The 21,331-nt window shown below is 51.2% G+C and carries 20 protein-coding genes; 6 read left to right on the top strand and 14 right to left on the bottom strand.

Annotated features, from left to right (window positions below; genetic code table 11):
• Positions 1–46: 46 nt before the first annotated feature.
• Entirely contained in the window at positions 47–745 is a 699-nt protein-coding gene (rpiA, locus tag KHQ09_RS08145; RefSeq protein WP_022710380.1) for a ribose-5-phosphate isomerase RpiA, read from the bottom strand.
• A 273-nt stretch (positions 746–1,018) separates the two neighbouring features.
• Between rpiA and KHQ09_RS08140 the strand changes: the two genes are divergently transcribed.
• Positions 1,019–1,735, top strand: coding sequence for an HAD family hydrolase (locus tag KHQ09_RS08140; RefSeq protein WP_213597572.1), 717 nt, complete (start codon positions 1,019–1,021; stop codon positions 1,733–1,735).
• 336 nt (positions 1,736–2,071) lie between these two features.
• Positions 2,072–2,404, top strand: coding sequence for a GNAT family N-acetyltransferase (locus tag KHQ09_RS08135; RefSeq protein WP_213597570.1), 333 nt, complete (start codon positions 2,072–2,074; stop codon positions 2,402–2,404).
• A 271-nt stretch (positions 2,405–2,675) separates the two neighbouring features.
• Here KHQ09_RS08135 and tgt read toward each other — a convergent pair whose 3' ends face one another.
• From tgt to coaD, 5 genes are all read right to left on the bottom strand, one after another.
• Positions 2,676–3,809, bottom strand: coding sequence for a tRNA guanosine(34) transglycosylase Tgt (gene tgt, locus KHQ09_RS08130; protein WP_075655527.1), 1,134 nt, complete (start codon positions 3,807–3,809; stop codon positions 2,676–2,678).
• An 11-nt stretch (positions 3,810–3,820) separates the two neighbouring features.
• The gene (gene queA, locus KHQ09_RS08125; RefSeq protein ID WP_213597568.1) at positions 3,821–4,894 is read right to left on the bottom strand and encodes a tRNA preQ1(34) S-adenosylmethionine ribosyltransferase-isomerase QueA; all 1,074 of its coding nucleotides are present in this window, start codon (positions 4,892–4,894) and stop codon (positions 3,821–3,823) included.
• Between the two features lie 134 nt (positions 4,895–5,028).
• Positions 5,029–5,535: a peptidylprolyl isomerase gene (locus KHQ09_RS08120; protein ID WP_213597566.1), complete on the bottom strand. Its 507-nt coding sequence runs from the start codon at positions 5,533–5,535 to the stop codon at positions 5,029–5,031.
• A 58-nt stretch (positions 5,536–5,593) separates the two neighbouring features.
• On the bottom strand, positions 5,594–6,193 hold the full coding sequence (locus KHQ09_RS08115) for a peptidylprolyl isomerase (RefSeq protein ID WP_213597564.1): 600 nt from the start codon (positions 6,191–6,193) through the stop codon (positions 5,594–5,596).
• Between the two features lie 26 nt (positions 6,194–6,219).
• A complete protein-coding gene (gene coaD, locus KHQ09_RS08110) occupies positions 6,220–6,714 on the bottom strand; it encodes a pantetheine-phosphate adenylyltransferase (RefSeq protein ID WP_213599882.1) in 495 nt (164 codons plus the stop codon).
• A gap of 291 nt (positions 6,715–7,005) precedes the next feature.
• Here coaD and KHQ09_RS08105 point away from each other — a divergent pair, with 291 nt between their 5' ends.
• Positions 7,006–7,185, top strand: a complete 180-nt coding sequence (locus KHQ09_RS08105) for a hypothetical protein (protein WP_022710388.1) — start codon at positions 7,006–7,008, stop codon at positions 7,183–7,185.
• 202 nt (positions 7,186–7,387) lie between these two features.
• Here KHQ09_RS08105 and gyrA read toward each other — a convergent pair whose 3' ends face one another.
• The gene (gyrA, locus tag KHQ09_RS08100) at positions 7,388–10,117 is read right to left on the bottom strand and encodes a DNA gyrase subunit A (protein WP_210307598.1); all 2,730 of its coding nucleotides are present in this window, start codon (positions 10,115–10,117) and stop codon (positions 7,388–7,390) included.
• Positions 10,118–10,515: 398 nt separating this feature from the next.
• Between gyrA and KHQ09_RS08095 the strand changes: the two genes are divergently transcribed.
• Positions 10,516–11,148 (top strand): MarC family protein, encoded by a 633-nt coding sequence (locus tag KHQ09_RS08095; RefSeq protein ID WP_022710390.1) that lies wholly within the window; start codon positions 10,516–10,518, stop codon positions 11,146–11,148.
• A gap of 50 nt (positions 11,149–11,198) precedes the next feature.
• Here the strand turns inward: KHQ09_RS08095 and KHQ09_RS08090 are convergent, their stop codons facing one another.
• Positions 11,199–11,738 carry a single-stranded DNA-binding protein gene (locus KHQ09_RS08090; protein WP_213597562.1) on the bottom strand — a complete coding sequence of 180 codons (540 nt, stop codon included), beginning with the start codon at positions 11,736–11,738 and terminating at the stop codon, positions 11,199–11,201.
• A 158-nt stretch (positions 11,739–11,896) separates the two neighbouring features.
• Positions 11,897–12,514, bottom strand: a complete 618-nt coding sequence (gene rpsD / locus KHQ09_RS08085; protein ID WP_022711609.1) for a 30S ribosomal protein S4 — start codon at positions 12,512–12,514, stop codon at positions 11,897–11,899.
• 883 nt (positions 12,515–13,397) lie between these two features.
• Between rpsD and KHQ09_RS08080 the strand changes: the two genes are divergently transcribed.
• Positions 13,398–13,793, top strand: a complete 396-nt coding sequence (locus KHQ09_RS08080; RefSeq protein WP_075655544.1) for a BspC domain-containing protein — start codon at positions 13,398–13,400, stop codon at positions 13,791–13,793.
• A 146-nt stretch (positions 13,794–13,939) separates the two neighbouring features.
• Here the strand turns inward: KHQ09_RS08080 and KHQ09_RS08075 are convergent, their stop codons facing one another.
• Complete coding sequence (locus KHQ09_RS08075) at positions 13,940–14,392, bottom strand: winged helix-turn-helix transcriptional regulator (RefSeq protein ID WP_238481593.1); 453 nt, start codon at positions 14,390–14,392, stop codon at positions 13,940–13,942.
• Positions 14,393–14,582: 190 nt separating this feature from the next.
• On the opposite strand from KHQ09_RS08075, the gene KHQ09_RS08070 reads away from it, so the two are divergent.
• Positions 14,583–15,224, top strand: a complete 642-nt coding sequence (locus tag KHQ09_RS08070; RefSeq protein WP_213597559.1) for an NAD(P)-dependent oxidoreductase — start codon at positions 14,583–14,585, stop codon at positions 15,222–15,224.
• 41 nt (positions 15,225–15,265) lie between these two features.
• Here the strand turns inward: KHQ09_RS08070 and map are convergent, their stop codons facing one another.
• The 4 genes from map to KHQ09_RS08050 form a co-directional block, all read right to left on the bottom strand.
• Positions 15,266–16,063 (bottom strand): type I methionyl aminopeptidase, encoded by a 798-nt coding sequence (map, locus tag KHQ09_RS08065; RefSeq protein ID WP_213597557.1) that lies wholly within the window; start codon positions 16,061–16,063, stop codon positions 15,266–15,268.
• Positions 16,060–16,272, bottom strand: a complete 213-nt coding sequence (locus KHQ09_RS08060) for a ParD-like family protein (RefSeq protein ID WP_213597555.1) — start codon at positions 16,270–16,272, stop codon at positions 16,060–16,062. The genes map and KHQ09_RS08060 overlap by 4 nt, the downstream gene beginning before the upstream one ends.
• A gap of 76 nt (positions 16,273–16,348) precedes the next feature.
• Entirely contained in the window at positions 16,349–19,852 is a 3,504-nt protein-coding gene (dnaE, locus tag KHQ09_RS08055) for a DNA polymerase III subunit alpha (RefSeq protein ID WP_213597553.1), read from the bottom strand.
• A 772-nt stretch (positions 19,853–20,624) separates the two neighbouring features.
• Positions 20,625–21,329: an ABC transporter ATP-binding protein gene (locus KHQ09_RS08050; RefSeq protein WP_075655849.1), complete on the bottom strand. Its 705-nt coding sequence runs from the start codon at positions 21,327–21,329 to the stop codon at positions 20,625–20,627.
• Between the last annotated feature and the right edge of the window lie 2 nt (positions 21,330–21,331).

The raw sequence follows: 21,331 nt of genomic DNA, 5'->3' as shown, positions 1-21,331 counted from the left end.
TGAAATCTGTTTGTTCCGGCAATAGCCGACAGATATGTATTTAAAATTACGACAATGTACGGATGCCTGATGTGCCTGCAATAATCGCAGCACGCGCAAGCCCGATAAACAAACCATGCTCTACAACACCCGGAATGGCGAAGAGTGCGTCTGATAATGCTTTTGTATCCGGAATACGGCCAAAAGATGCATCAAGAATATAATGTCCGCCGTCCGTTACGAAAATTTCGCCGTCTTTCATGCGAAGATTCAACGGCGCTTCCAGTCCGAGACCGGCAATAGCCTTTTCAATTGCCAGCTTTGTTGCAGCCAGACCAAAACGGTTCACTTCAACCGGCAGCGGAAAGCGGCCGAGTGTGTCCACCACTTTTGATTCGTCAGCAATTACGATCATAGCATCAGATGCGGCAGCGACAATTTTCTCGCGCAATAAAGCGCCGCCGCCGCCCTTAATCAGCGACAGATCGCCATCCACTTCATCTGCACCGTCAATGGTGAGATCAAGATGCGGGGTTTCTTCAAGCGTGGTCAGCGGAACGCCCAGTTCAGCGCACAAAGCAGCGGTGCGTTCAGAGGTCGGCACGCCGATGATTTCGAAGCCTTCAGCCACCTTAACGGCCAGCAAACGCACGAACTCTTCAGCTGTGGAGCCGGTACCGATACCGAGCTTCATACCGCTTTTCACATGGGTTAAAGCCTCAGCGGCGGCGGCAATTTTCAACTGACGCGGATCAACTGAACTCATAAATCTGCTTCCCGTATTTCCATTTGCAGCTTTGGCTGCCAAACGCTTTATGCCTTAACAGGCCACGCGCGGTAGTCGCGCAAAACACCGTTAATACTGCTTATTTCCGCACTGCTGTAGCACGAGCATCACGCGCGGCAAATATATTATTGTTCCCATTTCATCTATTTAGCGAAAAAGACTATCAATAAGCCGCATTTCAGGTAGGTTTTGCCAATGCCGCACACTTTCCGTGCCGTGTTCTGTAAAATAGCGATAAGCCAAAGGGCAGATATGTCTCATTCCTCCGCAACCACAACAGCGCAACCCGTTATCGTCTTTGATCTCGACGGTACATTGGTAGATACAGCTCCGGATTTACTCGACAGCCTCAATCACTGTCTGATTGCCGGTGGTCTGACACCTGCCGATCCGGTTTCTCTGCGTAAATTTGTCGGCTCCGGTGCGAAAGTGATGATTGAGCGCGCTTATCAGGCACAGAACCGTCAGCTGACGGATAAGGATATGAAGCAGCTGTTTGCCTTGTTTATGGAGCATTATAACGGCAATATGCCGGGTAATTCAGCCTTTTATCCCGGTGTGCTGAACAGTCTCGACCGGCTGAGTGCCGCAGGTTATGTCCTTGCTGTCTGCACCAACAAGTTTGAAATCAGTGCCAAGGCATTGCTGGAGCGCATGGGGGAAGCGCATCGCTTTGCCGCGATCTGCGGACAGGACACCTTCCCGTACCGCAAGCCTGATCCACGCCATCTGACGGATACAATTGCGCAGGCCAAAGGCGACCGTTATCAGGCGGTTATGGTTGGCGACAGCCGCGCCGATATTGACGCTGCCAAAGCTGCCGGTATTCCGGTGATTGCCGTTGATTTCGGCTATACCGATCTGCATGTCTCGCATTTTGAGCCAAGCCGCATCATCTCGCATTTTGACGAGATGACACTGGATATGATCAGCGACTTGCTGGAGGCTGCAAAACAAGCAGCGGAATAATTTTATACGACCTGTGGGCACGATGACCGGTAAGCAGATTCAAGGTATTAACTGTAATTTGTGAGAAGCAGAGATGGCTCTCTTTCAGAGAGTCGCCTGCGAAAGCCGGTCTTTGACAGACGGTAGTAATCAGGTTCCCGCTTGAAGTGGACATATGCACGGAATTAGTCACAATGGACCAGTTTATTCGTGATATCAGTCGTGCAAACTCAAACAATTTCGAGGTAGAAAGTGCCAGTAGAGGTTAGATTTGCTCAACAGTCCGACATATCAGCCTTGTTCCATGTTAGAACCTCTGTTCGAGAAAACCACCTTTCCATGGAGCAGCTTACCCAAATGGGTATCACCGAAGTTTCGATCTCCGAAATGATCGCTGCCTCGCCTTGTGCATGGGTAGCTACGGTCAATGGCGACGTGGTGGGTTTCTCCATGATCGATGCTGGAGACGCTTCGCTTTTCGCAGCGTTTGTGCTTCCAGCACATGAGGGAAAAGGATTAGGGAAAGAACTCGTCCTAGTCGCCGAAAAAGAGCTATTTAAGCATCACCCCGAAATTTGGCTGGAGACAGAAAAAGACAGTCGTGCCGCTGGCTTCTACAGGCATCTTGGCTGGAGCAACGAACGTGAGGCTAAAAACAACCAGATCCGGCTCACAAAAACACGTCTTTGATACCATCATCTAAACTGATTTGAAAGTCTACTTTCGGTGAAACGACAGCAACGCATTTTTGACCGCCATGAGGTCGAAAACTGTCATCCCAACATGTCGCATATGAGCTATTAATGCTAAGCCAAAGAGGCGCATATTCACCAGTTCCCGCCATCGGTGGTCTGTCGCATTTCTATTTTGCTGGGAACGTCGCAACTTTAACTTGCTAAAACAGTGGCTGCACTCAATGCAAAATAGAAAAGCGGGATTTCTCCCGCTTTTCTATTGCCTGTTACAGAGGCGAAATATCGCCTTTGGCCCATTCTGCTGTTGTCTCTTCAAAGAAGTCATTGAAACGGCCTGCTTCAATCGCATCGCGGATACCCTGCATAAGATACTGATAATAATGCAGATTGTTCCATGTCAGCAGCATACCGCCCAGCGCTTCATTGGATTTCACCAGATGATGCAGATAGGCACGGCTATACTGGCTGGATGCCGGACAGGCTGACATTTCATCCAGCGGGCGATGATCTTCCGCATGACGCGCATTGCGCAGGTTCACCTTACCGCGACGGGTAAAGGCCAGACCGTGGCGGCCTGCACGGGTCGGCATCACGCAGTCGAACATATCAATACCGCGCGCAACCGACTTCAGCATATCGTCCGGCGTACCAACGCCCATCAGATAGCGTGGTTTTTCATGCGGCAGGATCGGACAGGTCACATCCAGCATATCCAGCATCACCTGCTGCGGCTCACCAACAGCCAGACCACCAACGGCATAGCCTTTGAGATCCATGTCTTTCAGCGCCTGTGCAGATTGCTCACGCAGCTGCACATTATCCCCGCCCTGTACAATACCGAACATGGCTTTGCCTGGCTGGTCGCCGAAGGCCACCTTACAACGCTCAGCCCAGCGCAATGAGAGTTCCATTGCCTTTTGCATTACATTGAAGGATGCAGGCAGTGCCGTACATTCATCGAGCTGCATCTGGATATCGCTATCGAGCAGCCCCTGAATTTCAATAGAGCGCTCCGGCGACATTTCATAAGCGCGGCCGTCAATATGCGATCGGAAGGTTACGCCCTGCTCTGTCAGCTTGCGCAACTGCGCCAGTGACATCACCTGAAAACCGCCGGAATCGGTGAGGATCGGCCCCTGCCAACCGCCGAATTCATGCAAGCCGCCAAGGCGTGCCACGCGCTCGGCCCCCGGACGCAGCATCAGGTGGTAGGTATTGCCGAGGATAATATCCGCACCAAGGTCTTTGACCTGATCCATATACATGGCTTTAACGGTGCCTGCGGTGCCAACCGGCATAAAGGCCGGTGTGCGGATGGTGCCGCGGGGCATGGTGATTTCACCGCGACGTGCTTTGCCGTCTGTTGCCAGCACTTTAAATTCAAAATTTTCACTAGTCATATCAGAGTCCGTTAAGTGCGACGCGACAGAAGGCTGGCATCGCCATAGGAATAAAACCGGTATTCATTGTTGATAGCATGGGCATAGGCCGCCTGCATTGTCTCGAAACCGCTGAAGGCAGAGACCAGCATGAACAATGTCGAGCGCGGCAGATGGAAATTGGTCATCAGCATATCAATCGCACGGAACTTATAGCCGGGTGTGATGAAGATATTGGTCGCGCCTGACCAAGGACGGATAATGCCATCCTCACCGGTTGCGCTCTCAATCAGGCGCAGCGACGTCGTGCCGACAGAGATAATCCGTCCGCCCCGTTCATGCACACGGTTGAGTGCTGCTGCGGTTTCCTCAGAGACATAGCCGATTTCCGCATGCATCTTGTGATCGGCAGTATCATCCGCCTTAACCGGCAGGAATGTACCTGCGCCCACATGCAGGGTCACAAAATGCTCTTCCACGCCTTTAGCGCGGATACGCTCCAGCAGTTCCGGCGTGAAATGCAGACCGGCGGTTGGTGCAGCTACTGCCCCTTCTTCACGAGCATAGACAGTCTGATAATCCTGCCTGTCCTGCGCATCTTCCGCCCGTTTGGACGCGATATAAGGCGGCAGCGGAATATGTCCGACAGAAGCAATAGCCTCATCCAGAACAGCACCGGAGACATCAAACACCAGCAACACTTCACCGCTGTCGTGTTTTTCTGCAACCAGTGCATCCAATGTGCCCAAGAAACAGCTGGAACCGGAATGGCCGAAACGAATACGCTCGCCTTGCCTAACGCGCTTTGCGGGGCGCAAAAATGCTTTCCAGCGATCAGCACCGGTGCGCATATGCAAGGTCGCGCTCACAGTTGCGACTGTGTCGTCACGCTCACGCGTGCCCTCGAGCTGCGCCGGAATAACCTTGGTATCATTGAAAACCAGCGCATCACCTTCGCGCAACAAGTCCGGCAGATCGCCGACCTGCAGATCCTGCAAAGGCTGATCCGGAATGACGCGCAATAGTTTTGCATGATCGCGCGGGGTAACCGGACGCAGCGCAATACGCTCTTCCGGCAAGTCAAAATCAAACAGATCGACGCGCATCACTGGCCTCAATTTCGGGGAGTTCAAATTTTTCTAAAATTCGCATTGCCTTGCCATACAGAACAGCGGGCAAAAAATAAAGGGCGCGTTACGGCTTGAACCATAACGCGCCCTCAAATCAGCAGGCTGACAGATTAAATGTCGGCAGCGATTTTTGCAGTCGTGATTGAATCCGGATCAGTTACCGGCTCACCGCGCTTGATCTTGTCAACATTGTCCATGCCTTCAATAACCTGACCCCATACGGAGTACTGGCGATCCAGCCAAGGTGCATCAGCAAAACAGATATAGAACTGGGAGTTAGCCGAATTCGGGTTCTGGCTGCGAGCCATCGAGCAGGTACCGCGTACGTGCTTGGTATTGGTGAATTCTGCCTTCAGGTCAGGCTTGTCCGAACCGCCCATACCGGCGCGGGATGGGTTGAAGCTGGAACCGCCCTGTTTGCCGAACTTCACGTCGCCGGTCTGCGCCATGAAACCATCGATCACGCGGTGAAATACTACGCCGTCATAAGCGCCTTCACGTGCGAGTTCTTTAATACGGGCAACATGACCTGGTGCCAGATCTGGATAGAGTTCGATTGCAACTGTACCTTTAGTGGTTTCCAGTACCAGTGTATTTTCCGGATCTTTATAAGCCATGGGGCTTCTCCTGTAGATTTTTCAGGCTGCAACTCAGACAGCCGCGTTTAAAGTAGAATTACTTACGATCGGCCAGAACAATGGCTTTAACGATACGGTCAGGATTATCAACCGCGCCATTGGCAGATTTGCTGCCTTTTTTGATTTTATCGACGGTTTCCATGCCGCTGACGACTTCGCCGACAACAGTATACTGGCCGTTCAGGAACGAGCCTTCATCAAACATGATGAAAAACTGCGAATTGGCAGAATCCGGCGATGAGCTGCGTGCCATGCCGACGGTGCCGCGCACAAATGGCTGCTTGGAGAATTCTGCCGGAATATTACCATAGGAAGAACCGCCGGTGCCTGCGCGACCCGGATTATAATCCTTATCCGCATTACCGAACTCTACGTCACCGGTCTGCGCCATAAAACCGTCAATCACGCGGTGGAACACAACGCCGTTATAGGCACCGTCGCGCACCAGCTTCTTAATCTGCTCCGCATGTTTCGGAGCCAGATCAGGGCGCAGTTCAATAACTACATCACCGTCTTTCAAAGTCAGAACCACTGTATTTTCAGGGTCTGCGGCCTGCGCATTCACCGGCTGCAAAGAGGCAGTTGCTGAAAATGCGAGAAAGGCTGTGACAGCCAGTAATTTACGCAAAAAGGACATGATTTTTCCTGTGTGAAGCTAAATTCTTATTTTTTAAGCTTATGCTTTAGGGCTTTTTCGATAACAGGCGGCACGAAGCGGCTGACATCGCCCCCCATTGCCGCAATCTGGCGCACCAGTGTGGCAGTAATAAAACGCACATCGGGGGAAGCGGGCAAAAATACAGTTTGCACATCCGCTGCCAGTCCCGTATTCATACCGGCCATCTGCATTTCATAATCAAAATCAGTGGCATCGCGCAAACCGCGCACCATCAGCGTTGCGTTGAAACTTCTGGCAGTGTCCACCACCAGACCGCTGAAGCTGGTATAATCAATACGGCTATTATCTTTGCCGAAAGCCTGCTCTCCGGCCTCGCGCAGCAGCTCTACCCGCTCTTCAAAGCTGAACATCGGGGTTTTGCCCGGATGGACGCCGATAGCGACAATCACCTTGTCAGCCAGCCCGAGAGCCCCGCGCAGAACATCAAGATGACCATTGGTGACCGGATCAAATGATCCTGCATAGAGAGCTGTTTTCATACCCAATGAATTAATCATTATACTGACCAATTTCAATCTCTAAAGCGAAGTACATAACGGGTTCAGCAAAGAGCGGAACAAGAACCTCTCTAAGCCTCAGTCTTACATCAAAAGCATAGGTTTACGCGCTCCCAAAGTGAACCTAGCATGAATAGACCGGTCAGAAATAATTCAAGTGAAAACGCCTATATTACCGGTAACACAGTAACCGCACAGATCTCACATGCCACAAAATGAAAGATTTTATGCAACCTTTGTGTCGCTTGCGCGTAATATAAGCGAAAGGATAAAATGATGATGCTATTTATTCTCGCAATCTCAATGATCGTCGCGATGATGTTTGCAGCCATTATCCTGATGATCGAAGAAAGTGCCTCCAGGCGTCTGAGCAATCAGAAATCAGTCTTCGACCTGCGCTCTGTACGGCGTGTCGCCCGCGGCACCAGATCAAAGCGCATTACACACGCATAAGTGAAGTGATAATATCTTGGTTTCGCCTAAATCAGGCCTAAATAGATACAAAATACCTCTTTAATCAGAGGGCAGTTGCAGCCGGAACCTCCAGTCCAGGCTTTTATTTCAAGGCGGTGTGAGAAGACACCGCCTTTTTCTTTATGTGAGCACAATAAAAAACGCCCCGTCAAAATGACGGGGCGTTTTTTTGTCTCAGAGCTTATTCTGCGGCAGGTTCATCACCGCCCGTTTGGGGCGCTTCCTGAACCGGTGTCTGTTCACCGGCGGTTTCCGAGGTTTCATCCTCTTCATCATCGGTTTCAGAAATCCGTTCCACCGACACAACCTTTTCACCATCTGCGGTATTAAAGATGGTTACGCCCTTGGTGGAGCGACCGGCAATGCGGATGCCGCCAACCGGCACACGGATCAGCTGACCGCCATCCGACACCAGCAGGATCTGGTCGCTTGCTTCCACAGGGAACAGCGCAACCAGCGCACCGATTTCATCAGTCTTCGATGTATCAGTAGCGCGGATACCCTTACCGCCACGGCCGGAAATACGGAATTCATAGGACGAAGAACGCTTGCCGTAACCGAACTCGCTGACTGTCAGAACTGTCTGCTCATGAGCTTTCAGCTCTTCATAGCGCTCATCATTGAGTTCCGCATCTTCGGTTACGTCTTCACCGACAACTGCGATATCTTCCACATCATCCGAGCCAAGGCTGCGGCGCTCTGCAACAGCGCGCTTCAGATAGGCTGTACGTTCGGCCGGTGTCGCTTCCACATGCTCAAGAATAGCCATAGAGATAACTTTATCGCCATCGGCCAGATTGATACCGCGTACACCAATCGAATTACGACCGGCAAAGACGCGCACATCATCCACACGGAAACGGATACACTGGCCGCCGGCAGCGGTGAGCAGCACGTCGTCATTAACCGTACATGTATCGACCGAGAGGATTTCATCACCCTCTTCTTCCAGCTTCATCGCAATCTTACCGTTGCGGTTGACCTGAACGAAATCAGACAATTTGTTACGGCGCACTGTGCCGCGCGTTGTAGCGAACATCACGTCGAGTTCTGCCCAGCTTGCCTCATCCTCAGGCAATGGCATGATCGTGGTGATACGCTCACCCTGCTGCAAAGGCAGCATATTAATCAATGCCTTACCGCGGGATTGCGGAGTACCGATCGGCAGACGCCAGACTTTTTCTTTATAGACGATACCGCGTGAGGAGAAGAACAGCACCGGCGTATGGGTATTGGCCACAAACAGACGGGTAACAAAATCCTCGTCCTTCGTCGCCATACCTGAGCGGCCTTTACCGCCGCGACGCTGTGCACGATAGGTATTCAACGGCACACGCTTGATGTAACCGGCATGGCTGACGGTGACGACCATATCTTCACGGGCGATGAGGTCTTCATCATCCATTTCAGCGCCGCCAAGGGTCAGCTCAGTACGGCGTGGCGTTGCGAATTCATCACGAACCGCCGCCATTTCATCCTTAACAATGCCGAGAATGCGCTCACGCGATGCCAGAATAGACAAGTAATCTTTGATTTCTTCGCCGATCTTGTTCAGTTCATCAGCGATTTCATCACGGCCGAGAGCTGTCAGGCGCTGCAGGCGCAGTTCAAGAATAGCGCGTGCCTGTTCTTCCGACAGGTTATAGGTGCTGTCATCATTCAGAACATGACGCGGATCGTCGATCAGACGGATCAGCGGTGCGATATCGGCTGCAGGCCAGCGGCGTGTCATCAACTGCTCACGCGCCGTTGCAGGATCCGGCGCACGGCGGATCAGCGCAATAATTTCGTCGATATTGGCAACGGCAATCGCCAGACCAACCAAGACATGCGCTCGCTCGCGGGCTTTATTCAGCAGGAACTTGGTGCGGCGGCTGACAACTTCCTCACGGAAATGCACAAACGCATTCAGCACTTCCATCAGGGTCAGAAGTTGCGGCTTACCACCATTCAGCGCCACCATATTGCAGCCGAAAGAGGTCTGCAGCGGGGTGTAGCGGTAAAGCTGGTTCAGCACCACATCAGCATTGGCATCGCGCTTCAGTTCAACAACCACGCGATAACCGTCACGGTCGGATTCGTCGCGCAGATCGGAAATGCCTTCAATACGCTTGTCGCGTACCAGTTCGGCCATTTTCTCAATCATGCTCGCTTTATTGACCTGATACGGAATTTCCGTGATCACGATGGATTCGCGGTCATTGCGCATCGGCTCAATGGTCACACGGCCACGCATCAGCACAGAACCGCGACCGGTGCTGTAAGCCGAATAAATGCCGGAACGGCCGAGGATCAAACCACCGGTCGGAAAATCAGGCCCCGGAATGATCTCGATCATTTCTTCCAGTGACATTTCAGGATTGTCGATCAGGGCAATACAGCCATTGATCACTTCACCCAAGTTGTGCGGCGGAATATTGGTGGCCATACCAACGGCGATACCGCCGGAACCATTGACCAGCAGGTTCGGATAGCGCGCCGGAAGCACTTTAGGCTCCTGTTCGCGGCCATCATAATTGTCCTGAAAATCAACAGTGTCCTTGTCGATATCTTCGAGCAGAACCGAGGAAACTTTTTCCAGACGGCACTCAGTATAACGCATCGCAGCGGCACTGTCGCCGTCGATGGAGCCGAAGTTACCCTGCCCGTCAACCAGCGGTTCGCGCATGGAGAAGTCCTGCGCCATACGCACCAGTGCATCATAGATCGAGGCGTCACCATGCGGATGGTATTTACCCATCACTTCACCGACGACACCGGCAGATTTACGGTAGGAGCGGTTCCAGGCGAGCCCCATCTCATTCATGGCATGGAGAATACGCCGGTGGACCGGCTTCAACCCGTCACGAACATCAGGAAGCGCGCGGCTGACGATAACGCTCATAGCGTAATCGAGGTAGGACCGCTGCATCTCCTCCACAATAGAAATCGGTTCAATACCGTTAAATTCGTCTGAACCGGGCGGCGGAGTAAGGTCTGTCACTATTCAAATATCTTTCATAAAGAATCGATTAGTTTTGATAGATTGTACTCTATCCCATAACATCAAAATCACGAAATTTCGACTGCCTTGCGGCGGCCTTCATACACACCAAATATAGCCGATTTTGTGCTTTTTTGGCATATTTATCACCCTGTCACGCATAAATCAGAGAATATTCTTGTTTCCCGTTCGGGACGGGGGCAAATGCATCAGAATACTTCATCAATCGGCCTTTCAGAACCGGCACAAGAACCATCTTGCGCTTATACGGCAAAGACAGGCATAATTCTTACAATCATTCATAAAGAACAAGAACAGGAACACGGATGAGCTTTTATGACAGTCTCTTCAGCGCCTTTGTCACACTGCTCGTAACCATTGATCCGCCCGGGCTTGCACCGCTGTTTCTCGCCGTTACCACCGGCATGGATCGCCGCGAACGGGCACAGGTTGCCAAACGCGCCAGCATCATCGCCTTTATCATCCTCGCGCTCTTTGCCATTGCCGGCGCACAAATTCTGATGCTGTTCGGCATCACACTCGGCGCGTTCCGCGTTGCCGGTGGTCTTTTGCTGTTCTGGATCGCATTTGAAATGATCTTTGAGCGCCGTCAGGAACGCCATGAAAAAAGCGCGACAGTTGCCATCACCAAAGACCATATCCGCAATGTTGCCGCCTTCCCGCTGGCCATTCCGCTGATTGCCGGCCCGGGTGCTATTTCCGCCACAGTCCTTCTCGGCGGAACATTTCCGACCATTGGCAGCAGACTTGCTTTGCTCGGCATTCTGCTTGCCTGTATCGTGCTTTCTTACATCGTATTCCTGCTCGCAGAGCGCGTGGATCGTTTCTTAGGGGAAACAGGCCGCTCCATCCTCACCCGCCTGCTCGGCGTTATCCTTGCCGCTCTGGCTGTGCAATTTGTGGCGGATGGTATCCGCTCACTGATCGTAGGAAGCTAAATAAAAAAGCCCGCGTCAAACGCGGGCTTTTCTTTTTGAGAGAATAAATCTCAGAACGGAATGTCATCATCCAAGTCATGGCTGAAACCGCCGGACTGCTGCTGCGGGCTGGAACGACCGAAATCATTGCCGCCGCCGCTGCTGCCATAGTCACCGCCGCGCGATGAACCGCCGCCACCGGCAAAGCGATCACCGCCGCTGCCTTCAAAACGGCCGCCACCACCGCCACCGCCTTCGCCACGGCTGTCGAGCATCTGCAACTCACCGCGGAATTTCTGCAACACGATTTCAGTTGTGTAGCGTTCATTGCCGTTCTGGTCTGTCCATTTGCGGGTCTGCAACTGACCTTCAATGTAAACCTTGGCGCCTTTTTTCAGATACTGTTCTGCAACCTTGGCCAGATTTTCGTTGAAGATTACAACGCTGTGCCATTCGGTCTTGTCCTTACGCTCACCGGACTGGCGGTCGCGCCAGCTTTCCGATGTTGCGATACGCAGGTTTGCAACCGGCTCACCGGAGTTCAGACGGCGGATTTCAGGATCCGCTCCGAGATTACCGACGAGAATAACTTTATTGACTGAGCCTGCCATAGACCTGCACTCCAGATTTTTTTCTTACAGTTTGCGTGACAATACATAAGGCAGCTCCCCGAAGAAAGGGAAAGATAGCTTATCCAAAACAAAAAAAGCCGCCGCGGAAATCCGCAGCGGCTCTGATTTCACAGCGGATAATTCCGCCATACTCACGATTAACGGGAGTAATATTCAACAACCAGATTTGGTTCCATCTGAACGGCGTATGGAACGTCGGACAGGCCTGGAACGCGGCTGTATGTTGCAGTCAGCTTGCCGTGGTCAGCAACGATGTAGTCAGGAACATCGCGTTCTGCGAGCTGAACAGCTTCCAGAACGATAACCAGCTGCTTGGACTTTTCGCGAACTTCAACAACGTCACCAGCCTTCAGGCGGTAGGACTGAATGTTAACGCGACGACCATTTACGTTTACGTGACCGTGGTTGATGAACTGACGGGCAGCAAAGATGGTAGGTACGAATTTGGCGCGGTATACAACTGCGTCCAGACGGCTTTCCAGCAGACCGATCAGGTTTTCACCGGTATCGCCCTTACGACGAGCAGCTTCTTCGTAAGTTTTACGGAACTGCTTTTCAGAGATGTCGCCGTAGAAGCCTTTCAGCTTCTGCTTTGCGCGCAGCTGAATACCGAAGTCGGACAGCTTGCCCTTACGGCGCTGACCGTGCTGACCTGGGCCGTATTCACGACGGTTTACAGGGGATTTAGGACGGCCCCAGATGTTTTCGCCAAGACGACGATCAATTTTATATTTGGAAGATTCGCGCTTACTCATCGCATTTCCCTTTAAAAGTTATACCGGCGCGGCAGCTTGTCTGCCTCGCTCGAAGGAAACGCGCCCTCCTCTGCCTTCTTGTTGTGAAGACTGACAGAATATTGCGACAGCGAATGTGGCAATTATTCACGGGACACGTCAACAGATACGGGGAATCTGTAAAGACGCCCTGAAATCCTGAGCGGCTTTTAAGGAGTGAAAGCCTGTCTTGTCAAGACCTGCGGCGCAGACAGCGGCTTGTTTCCGTATCTTGATCCGAAACCAGCCACTTACGTTTCAAAACACATGCCGGTTTCTTGCGTTGAAACATTGCCATTCCTTGAAACTTGCCTCAACTTAAATATCCGGCATTCCTAGAACAGAGATCGGCATGATAAAATTTATAATACGCATATATCCTGATGTGATCGCTGTTCTGTGCGGCCTTCTCATTATCCCGTGGATACTCGGCGTTCCCGGGCGGCCGACACCGGCTCAATTATCAGGCTGGAACATCGGGTTTTTCGCCATATGCACCTATCTGCTACTCTATCAAACTATAAAATCCCTGAGAAATTTTGAGTTCTATAAAAAGAAGATGTCAATTCACCGGCCTGTTTCAAATATTCTCATTGGCGCTGCCTTATTCATTCCTGCGGTGATGGTGACGTCATTTCTTTTGCTTATTTACTCTTAACAACCCACATCAATGGAAATGATTTTGAAGTGAGAAACAGAGACTTCTCGATGCATATTACTGCAAAATGATATAGAAGGCAGCTTTTAACCCTTATTTACACTAAAATAGATCATAGTTTTCAGCAATATTTTAAGAACCAATATTAATCAGATCATCACGATCAGCAGGTATATTATATTCAATCAATAAACGGCAGGATTTGCTATGTTAACTCTTCCTTTTAAAGCCTCTGTTGTAATAATTTCTCTTATCGGTTCATCCTCCCTTGTTCAGGCGGAAGCTGTACCAAAACAGAGCTCTGACTTTAAAGCCAATTATAATCTGGCCATCAATGACAGTAAGGCAAAGCCTGAAACCGCTTTATGCTCTGCAACAGCGCATGATCTGACCAAAAACAAGAAATATAAATATGACCGCTTCGGCTTTACGCAAGCCGATTATGATGCTGCGCAACTGAACCGTAACAACGGCAATGTAACCGTCAGGCTCAACGGCGAAGCCCGTCAGCGCAACGGCAGTGCTGCATGGGATGCAATTACAGTCGATTGCAGTGTCAGTAAAAACAAAGTCCGCTCTGTATCCGTTACCGTGAAAAAATAACACGATAAGAAAGAAAGGCGCATTGTCAGAGCGGTTTGCATTCAAACCGGATCACGGCGCTCGTTCTATCTCTTTGTTTTTACGCGTATCTTATCCAAAAACCGGTTCTCAGTTTTCGGGATACGCTCTGACAATGCGCCTTTGATTTATTGTTGCGCATCGAAACGCGCCCGCTCCTCACGCATGGTATGGCGGTTATCGACCGCCCATTGCCCCAGATTGTCAATCGGCTTTGCCAGCGACATTCCCAAAGCAGTCAGCGAATATTCCACTTCCGGCGGTGAAGTCGGACGTACAGTGCGCAACACCAAACCGTCACGCTCCAATGAGCGCAAAGTCACTGTGAGCATACGCTGCGAAATCCCCTCAATCAGACGGCGCAGCGCATTGAAGCGGATTGTGCCCTGCTGAAGATTGAGAATAACCAGCAGGCTCCATGTATCCCCCACCCGATCCAGCACTTCACGGATAGGACATGTACCGTTCTCATCCGCGGTAAATCCTGCGGTATCAGCCAGAATCGGTGGGGTATTCTTTCCATCATCATGCTGTGGCTCTGCTGAAATTTTCTTCAGCGCGGCATTCATCTGAGAGGTCATTGCCTTCTCCTTCATTGCACGCGACCGTAAAATTGAACGGTAAAGCGCGCATTTGCAGGTGGTTACTTAGAAGTGACTTACTGACTTTAAAGTGCATTCTTCACAGTCATTTCAAATCATATTACATAGTTACCTATCGTAACCTGATTAAAAATAATTCTTATTAATCTTATAATATGAGGTAAGTCCTATGTCAAAAATCGCAATCATCGGCGCCAGCGGCTATGTCGGTACAGCCCTGCTTAATGAGGCAGTGAAACGCGGCCATCAGGTGAGCGCACTTGTGCGCCATCCGGAGAAAATTACTGCCAACGCCAATGTCGCCGCTGTGAAAGCCGATGTTCTGGACACAGACGGACTGGCTGCACTTTTAAAAGGCCATGATCTGGTAATCTCCGCCTATAATCCGGGCTGGCAGGAAGCCGACATCCGCAATATTCACATCAAGGGCAGCAAATCCATTAGTGAAGCTGTGAAAAAAGCCGGCATCAAGCGTCTGATCGCAGTCGGCGGCGCAGGCAGCCTTGAAATCAACGGCGCTCAGCTGGTGGATTCCCCTGAATTTCCGGCGGAATATAAAGAAGGCGCGCTGGGTGCCCGTCAGGCACTCAATGACCTGAAAGCCGAGAATGAACTGGACTGGTCTTTTGTTTCACCAGCTATTCTGTTGGTACCGGGTGAAGCCACCGGCACATTCCGCTTGGGAAAAGATTCTCCGGTTTTTGACGATAAGGGCGAAAGCAAAATCACCGTCGGCGATCTGGCTGCCGCCATTCTTGATGAAGCAGAACAGGGCAAACATATCCGCCAGCGCTTCACCGCAGCATATTAAAACATCAAATGAAAAAGCCCGCTTTTAGCGGGCTTTTTATATCAGGCAGGAACCAAGCCAAGACGCTTTGCCTGCGGCGAATTTTTCTCATCCGCACGCAAGGTCAGCACCGATACACCTGTCGCCGTTACCGCAACCGTATGTTCAAACTGAGCCGAGAGTAAGCCGTCTTTTGTGGTAACAGTCCACTCATCCGCTTCGGTCTTCACATTACGCCGCCCCTGATTGAGCATCGGTTCAATGGTGAAAACCATGCCTTGTTGCAGAAACAAGCCGGTTCCGGGTTTACCGAAATTGAGAATTTGCGGTTCTTCATGCATTTCACGGCCGATACCGTGACCACAATAATCATGCACAACCGAATAGCCGTTGCGCTTGGCGTGATGCTCGATTGCCCAACCGATATCGCCAATCCGCGCACCCGGTCGCACAGCCGCAATCCCCATCCACATCGCTTCATAAGCGGTGCGCACCAAGCGTTTGGCAGCGGCATTCACCTCACCGACACAATAGGTCTTGCTGGAATCCGCGATATAGCCGTTTTTCTCCAGTGTAATGTCAAAATTGACAATATCACCGCTTTTCAGCACATCCGTTTGTGACGGCACACCATGGCAAACCACATGATTGACTGAAGAATTCAGCACAAAACCGTAGCCATACTGGCCTTTACTCGCCGGACGGGATTGTAAATCCTCAATGATAAAGCGCTCGACTTTGTCGTTAATCTCAAGCGTTGAGACACCTTCAAGCGGCGTTTTATCCAGCATGTCAAAGACAGAGGCCAGCAAACGCCCTGCCTCAGCCATCAGCGCCAGTTCCTGTGGTTGCTTAATCATGATTCACTCATGCCCAGCGATGAAACAGCAACACCGGCAGCATTAAGCTCACGGCGCATAATTTCTGAAAAACTGAGCGTCGGATTGGTCTCACATAACATGCCGATTTTAATCCAGAAGGCAGCCTGCGCATTAATAGAGCGGCAAGTCACCCTGCTCGCAAGACGCAGCTGCTCATGCAACTCGTCTTCAATATTCACAATACCCATAAGGCCTCACATATGCTTCATATACATACTATATACGAAACATATATCGAGTCTCAAGGCGAATAATAGTCAGCGATCAGCTGATGAGTTCCACATCGACCACACCGCTGATGGCCTTCATCGCGCTGGCAATCTGCGGGCTGATACGATAGCGGTCTGGCAAGGCAACTTCGACCTCGCGCTGACCATTATCTTTAATCACAATAAAGCTGACCTCACCGTCACCACGGGTTTTGAAATAAGGCACAATCTGATCGAGCGCATCGCTGTTGCGCAGGAACAGACGCAGCGCTTTTTGCAGGCGACTGGCCTCATCTTCCAGTGACACAACTGTAGCAATACGCAGGCTCACACCTTCTGGTCGGTTTTCAGCGGAAACGGTAATCACCACCGAGCGACCGGGTTCCAGCAGGTCGCGGAACTGCTGTAGCGCCTCTGAGAAAAGCACTGATTCAAACTGACCTGTCGCATCAGAAAAGGCAATGATGCCCATCTTATTGCCGGTCTTGGTCTTGCGCTCCTGCTTGCTGATAACCGTTCCGGCAAGACGACCGTTGGTTGCGCCCTTTTTCACCGCATTGGAGAAATCAGCCCAGCTTTGAACACGCATTTTCTGCAGCGCTTCATTATAATCATCCAGCGGATGCGCGGAGAGATAGAAGCCTGCGGCCTGCAATTCGCGATGCAGTTTCTCTGATGAAGTCCAAGGGGTTACCACCGGCAATTGCAGCTTTTCTTTCGGCACCAGACCGGTACCAAAAATATCCGACTGCCCGCTATTGGCATTTTCCTGCGTGCGCTGGGTATAGGCCATCAGGCTGTCCATACCGGAACTCAGAGCCGAACGGTCAACACCGAAACAATCCAGCGCACCGGCATTAATCAGGCTTTCAAACACACGGCGGTTGACCATGCGCGGATCAACGCGCTCGCAGAAATCTTCAAGGCTTTCAAACGGCTTTTCTTTCCGCTTTTCGACAATATGCTCAACGGCTGCATCACCGACGCCCTTGATCGCGGCCAGCGAATAGAAAATCTTACCTTCGCCGACTTCAAACGGACGGTAGGATGTCATGACCGATGGCAGCACCACCTCAATACCAAGACGCAAGGCATCACGACGGAAATCATTGAGCTTTTCCGTGTTGTTCATATCATAGGTCATGGATGCGGCGAGAAACTCTGCCGGATAATGTGCCTTCAGATAGGCCGTATGATAGGAAACAATCGCATAGGCCGCCGCGTGGGATTTGTTGAAACCATAGTCAGCAAATTTGGCAAGCAGGTCGAAAATCGTATTGGCCTGCGCCTTGCCCACGCCGCCTTCAATCGCACCATCAACGAAACGGACGCGCTGCTTGTCCATTTCTTCACGGATCTTCTTACCCATCGCGCGGCGCAGCAAATCCGCTTCACCAAGCGAATAGCCGGAAAGCTCCTGCGCGATCTGCATCACCTGTTCCTGATAAACGATAACGCCCTGCGTTTCCTTCACCAGATGGTCGATTTTTGGGTGAATAGAGGCAATTTCCTCTTCACCGTGCTTACGCGCATTATAGGTCGGAATATTCTCCATCGGACCCGGGCGATAGAGCGCCACGAGTGCAATAATATCCTCGATACGGTCAGGCTTCATCCCGATAAGCGCTTTACGCATACCCACAGATTCCACCTGAAACACGCCGACCGTTTCACCGCGCGACAGCATTTCATAGGTCAGCTGATCGTCAAACGGTAGTGTTTGCAGGTCAATATCGACACCTTTACGGGCAATCAGCTTCACGGCTGTATTGAGTACCGTCAGCGTTTTCAGACCCAGAAAGTCGAACTTTACCAGACCCGCCTGTTCAACCCATTTCATATTGAACTGAGTGACCGGCATATCTGAGCGCGGATCGCGATACATCGGCACCAGTTCCGACAATGGCCGGTCACCGATAACAATACCCGCCGCGTGGGTGGAGGCGTGGCGATAAAGCCCTTCAAGCTTCAGCGACATATCGAGAAGACGACCGACAACCGGTTCCTTCTCACGCTCCTCATTAATGCGCGGTTCTTCATTAATAGCCTGTCCGAGCGATACCGGATTGGCAGGGTTCGACGGCACCAGCTTACACAGCCTGTCGACCTGCCCGTAAGGCATTTGCAGCACGCGGCCAACGTCGCGCAGCACCGCACGCGCCTGCAGCGTACCGAAAGTGATAATCTGCGCTACCTGATCGCGGCCGTATTTCTGCTGCACATAGCGGATCACCTCTTCACGGCGATCCTGACAAAAGTCGATATCAAAGTCCGGCATCGACACACGATCCGGATTAAGAAAGCGCTCAAACAGCAAAGAGAAACGCAGCGGATCAACATCGGTAATGGTCAGCGCATAAGCCACAAGCGAACCCGCACCGGAACCACGCCCCGGCCCCACCGGAATATCCTGCTGCTTTGCCCATTTGATAAAGTCCGAAACGATCAGGAAGTAACCCGGAAATTTCATGCGGACGATGATGCCGATTTCGTAATCCAGCCGCTTGATATAGTCCTCGTGGGTATGACCTTCCGCAAGGCCGAATAGCTTCAACCGCTCCTCAAGACCTTCACGCGCCTGACGCGCCATTTCATCCGCTTCTGCCTGCAAAGCGGCTTCCGGATCATCGGACTCACCGGTAAAGCGTGGCAGAATCGGTGCGCGGGTTTGCGTGTACCAATGACAGCGACGTGCAATCTCGACGGTATTTTCCAGAGCCTCCGGCAGATCGGCAAATAAAGCCGCCATTTCGCTCTGGGATTTCAAATAATGATCTGGCGTCAGACGGCGACGATCATCCGATGCGATGACCTGACCATCTGCAATAGCCAGCAAAGCATCATGCGCTTCATAATCTCCGCTCTGCTTGAAGAATGCCTCATTGGTTGCAACCAACGGCAGCTCATATTCATAAGCCAGATCAACCAGTTTGGATTCAAGTACACGGTCATAACCGCGCTGGCGGTGCAATTCGACATAAAGACGGTTGCCAAAGATGTTTTTTAAAAACACAAGGCGGCTGCGCGCACGCTCTTCCCGTTCATTGCTGAGCGGTATGCCAATCGGCCCCTCTGCTCCGCCGGTCAGAAAAATCACATCTTCCGACAAATCCGGCAGCCAGTCCGCACGGATATGCACCGGATCACCGGCTTCTGTTTCCAGATAGGAACGACTGACCAGCCGCACCATATTGGCATAACCTTCCTCACTGGAAGCCAGCAGTACCACCGGCGACAAATCCAGCGCATCGCGGCGGTTGATCGCACGGCCTTCCGGCTGATGGTCGCCAAAGGCAATATCAACAACACAGCCGATAATCGGCTGCACACCATCTTTCGACGCCTTCTGCGCAAATTCCAATGCGCCGAAGAGATTATTCGTGTCTGTTACAGCAATTGCAGGCGCATTATCATCCTTGGCATGGCCGATAATTTTGCCGATTTGCAATGCCCCTTCCAGCAATGAATAAGCCGAGTGCGTGCGTAAATGAATAAATACCGGTGCACCGGCAGGTAATTCAGAAGCAGCTACGGCAGAAACATCAGAAGGCAAAGGCATATACTCCGTCATTGCAACCATCGCCTGCCCGTTTGTGCAGGGATGTATCGCAGTACAAAGCCTTACATAGAAACTGCATTCCAAAAATAACAGTTCTGTAAGACGGGAAAATCAAACCGGATAATGAACTGAAGCCTGTCAGACTCCGCACATTCATCAGATCCTTTTTCCCGCAATGCCGTCATGATGTCCAGATGCATATGCGCATTCCGTCAATCATTACACATTCTATGTCTCTAGTCGGCTATATCTCTAGCTGGCTATATCTTCAGCCAGCTACATCTTAACACAGAGCGTGCCGCGTTTAATTGTATCCGCTCTGCTCGCTCTATCTTCTTGTTTTACGCATGTCGTATAGGAAAACCGGTGCCCACTTTTCCGCGACATGCTCTGGTTAAATCAGGCTTTGTGCAGCCTCAGAACGCTGCCAGCCACATAGCAAAAGTTGCTACAAACAAACCGATGGAAATGAATGACATAACATCACGAACCAGATCAGACATGATATGAACTCCATTTGTTCTTGTATGTATGCAATTTGTTCCATTATTGTTCCGCAGTCAACCCCTCTTTGTTCACGTAAAAACATCTATAGTTAGTGAAATATGAACCGCTGATTTACCGCCTAGTTGTGTAAGCAGCGCCTGTTTTATTTTTGATTGTAGTTTCAGCTATTTAAGCCGCAGCTCTTTTTTCCGTATCTACAGAACAAATAAAAATGCCGCATGCATATTTCAGCATACGGCATTCAATAATTCAGTTTGTCTTGTAATCAGGCGGCAGGTTTTCTCAAATCGAGATCAACGATCTTGCCGTCTTTCAGTGTAACGCAACGATCCATGCGTCGTGCCAGATCATGATTATGCGTTGCGATCAGTGCAGACAGGCCGGACTGACGCACCAGTGCCTCCAGCGCCTGAAACACATAAGACGATGTTGACGGGTCGAGATTACCTGTCGGTTCATCCGCAAACAGCACCAGCGGTGCATTGGCAACTGCGCGGGCAATGGCAACACGCTGCTGTTCACCACCGGACAACTCCGACGGCCGGTGCGAAGAGCGGGGCCCGATACGCATATAATCCAGCAAATTTTGCGCACGCTGTGATGCAACTTTGGATGACAGGCCACGCAACATTTGCGGCACCATCACATTTTCAAGCGCGGTAAATTCCGGCAGCAGATGATGGAACTGATAGACAAAGCCCAGATCATTGCGGCGCATGGCTGTACGTTCATCATCATCCAGCTGCGCACAAGAAGTTTTGCCCAGGATTACATCACCGGAATCCGGCTTTTCCAGCAGTCCTGCCGTATGCAGCAGGGTGGATTTACCGGCACCGGATGGTGCAACCAGCGCCACCATTTCACCGCGCATCAGCGTGAAATTCGCATCTTTAAGAATAGTCAGCTCACGGTCTGCTTCATGATAGCTGCGGCAGACATTTTTCAGCTGGAGGATCGGCTCTCCGGACATAG

Source organism: Pseudochrobactrum algeriensis (genome assembly GCF_018436245.1).
GTDB classification, from domain to species: Bacteria; Pseudomonadota; Alphaproteobacteria; order Rhizobiales; family Rhizobiaceae; genus Pseudochrobactrum; species Pseudochrobactrum saccharolyticum.
This window is presented reverse-complemented; position numbering and strand designations above follow the sequence as displayed.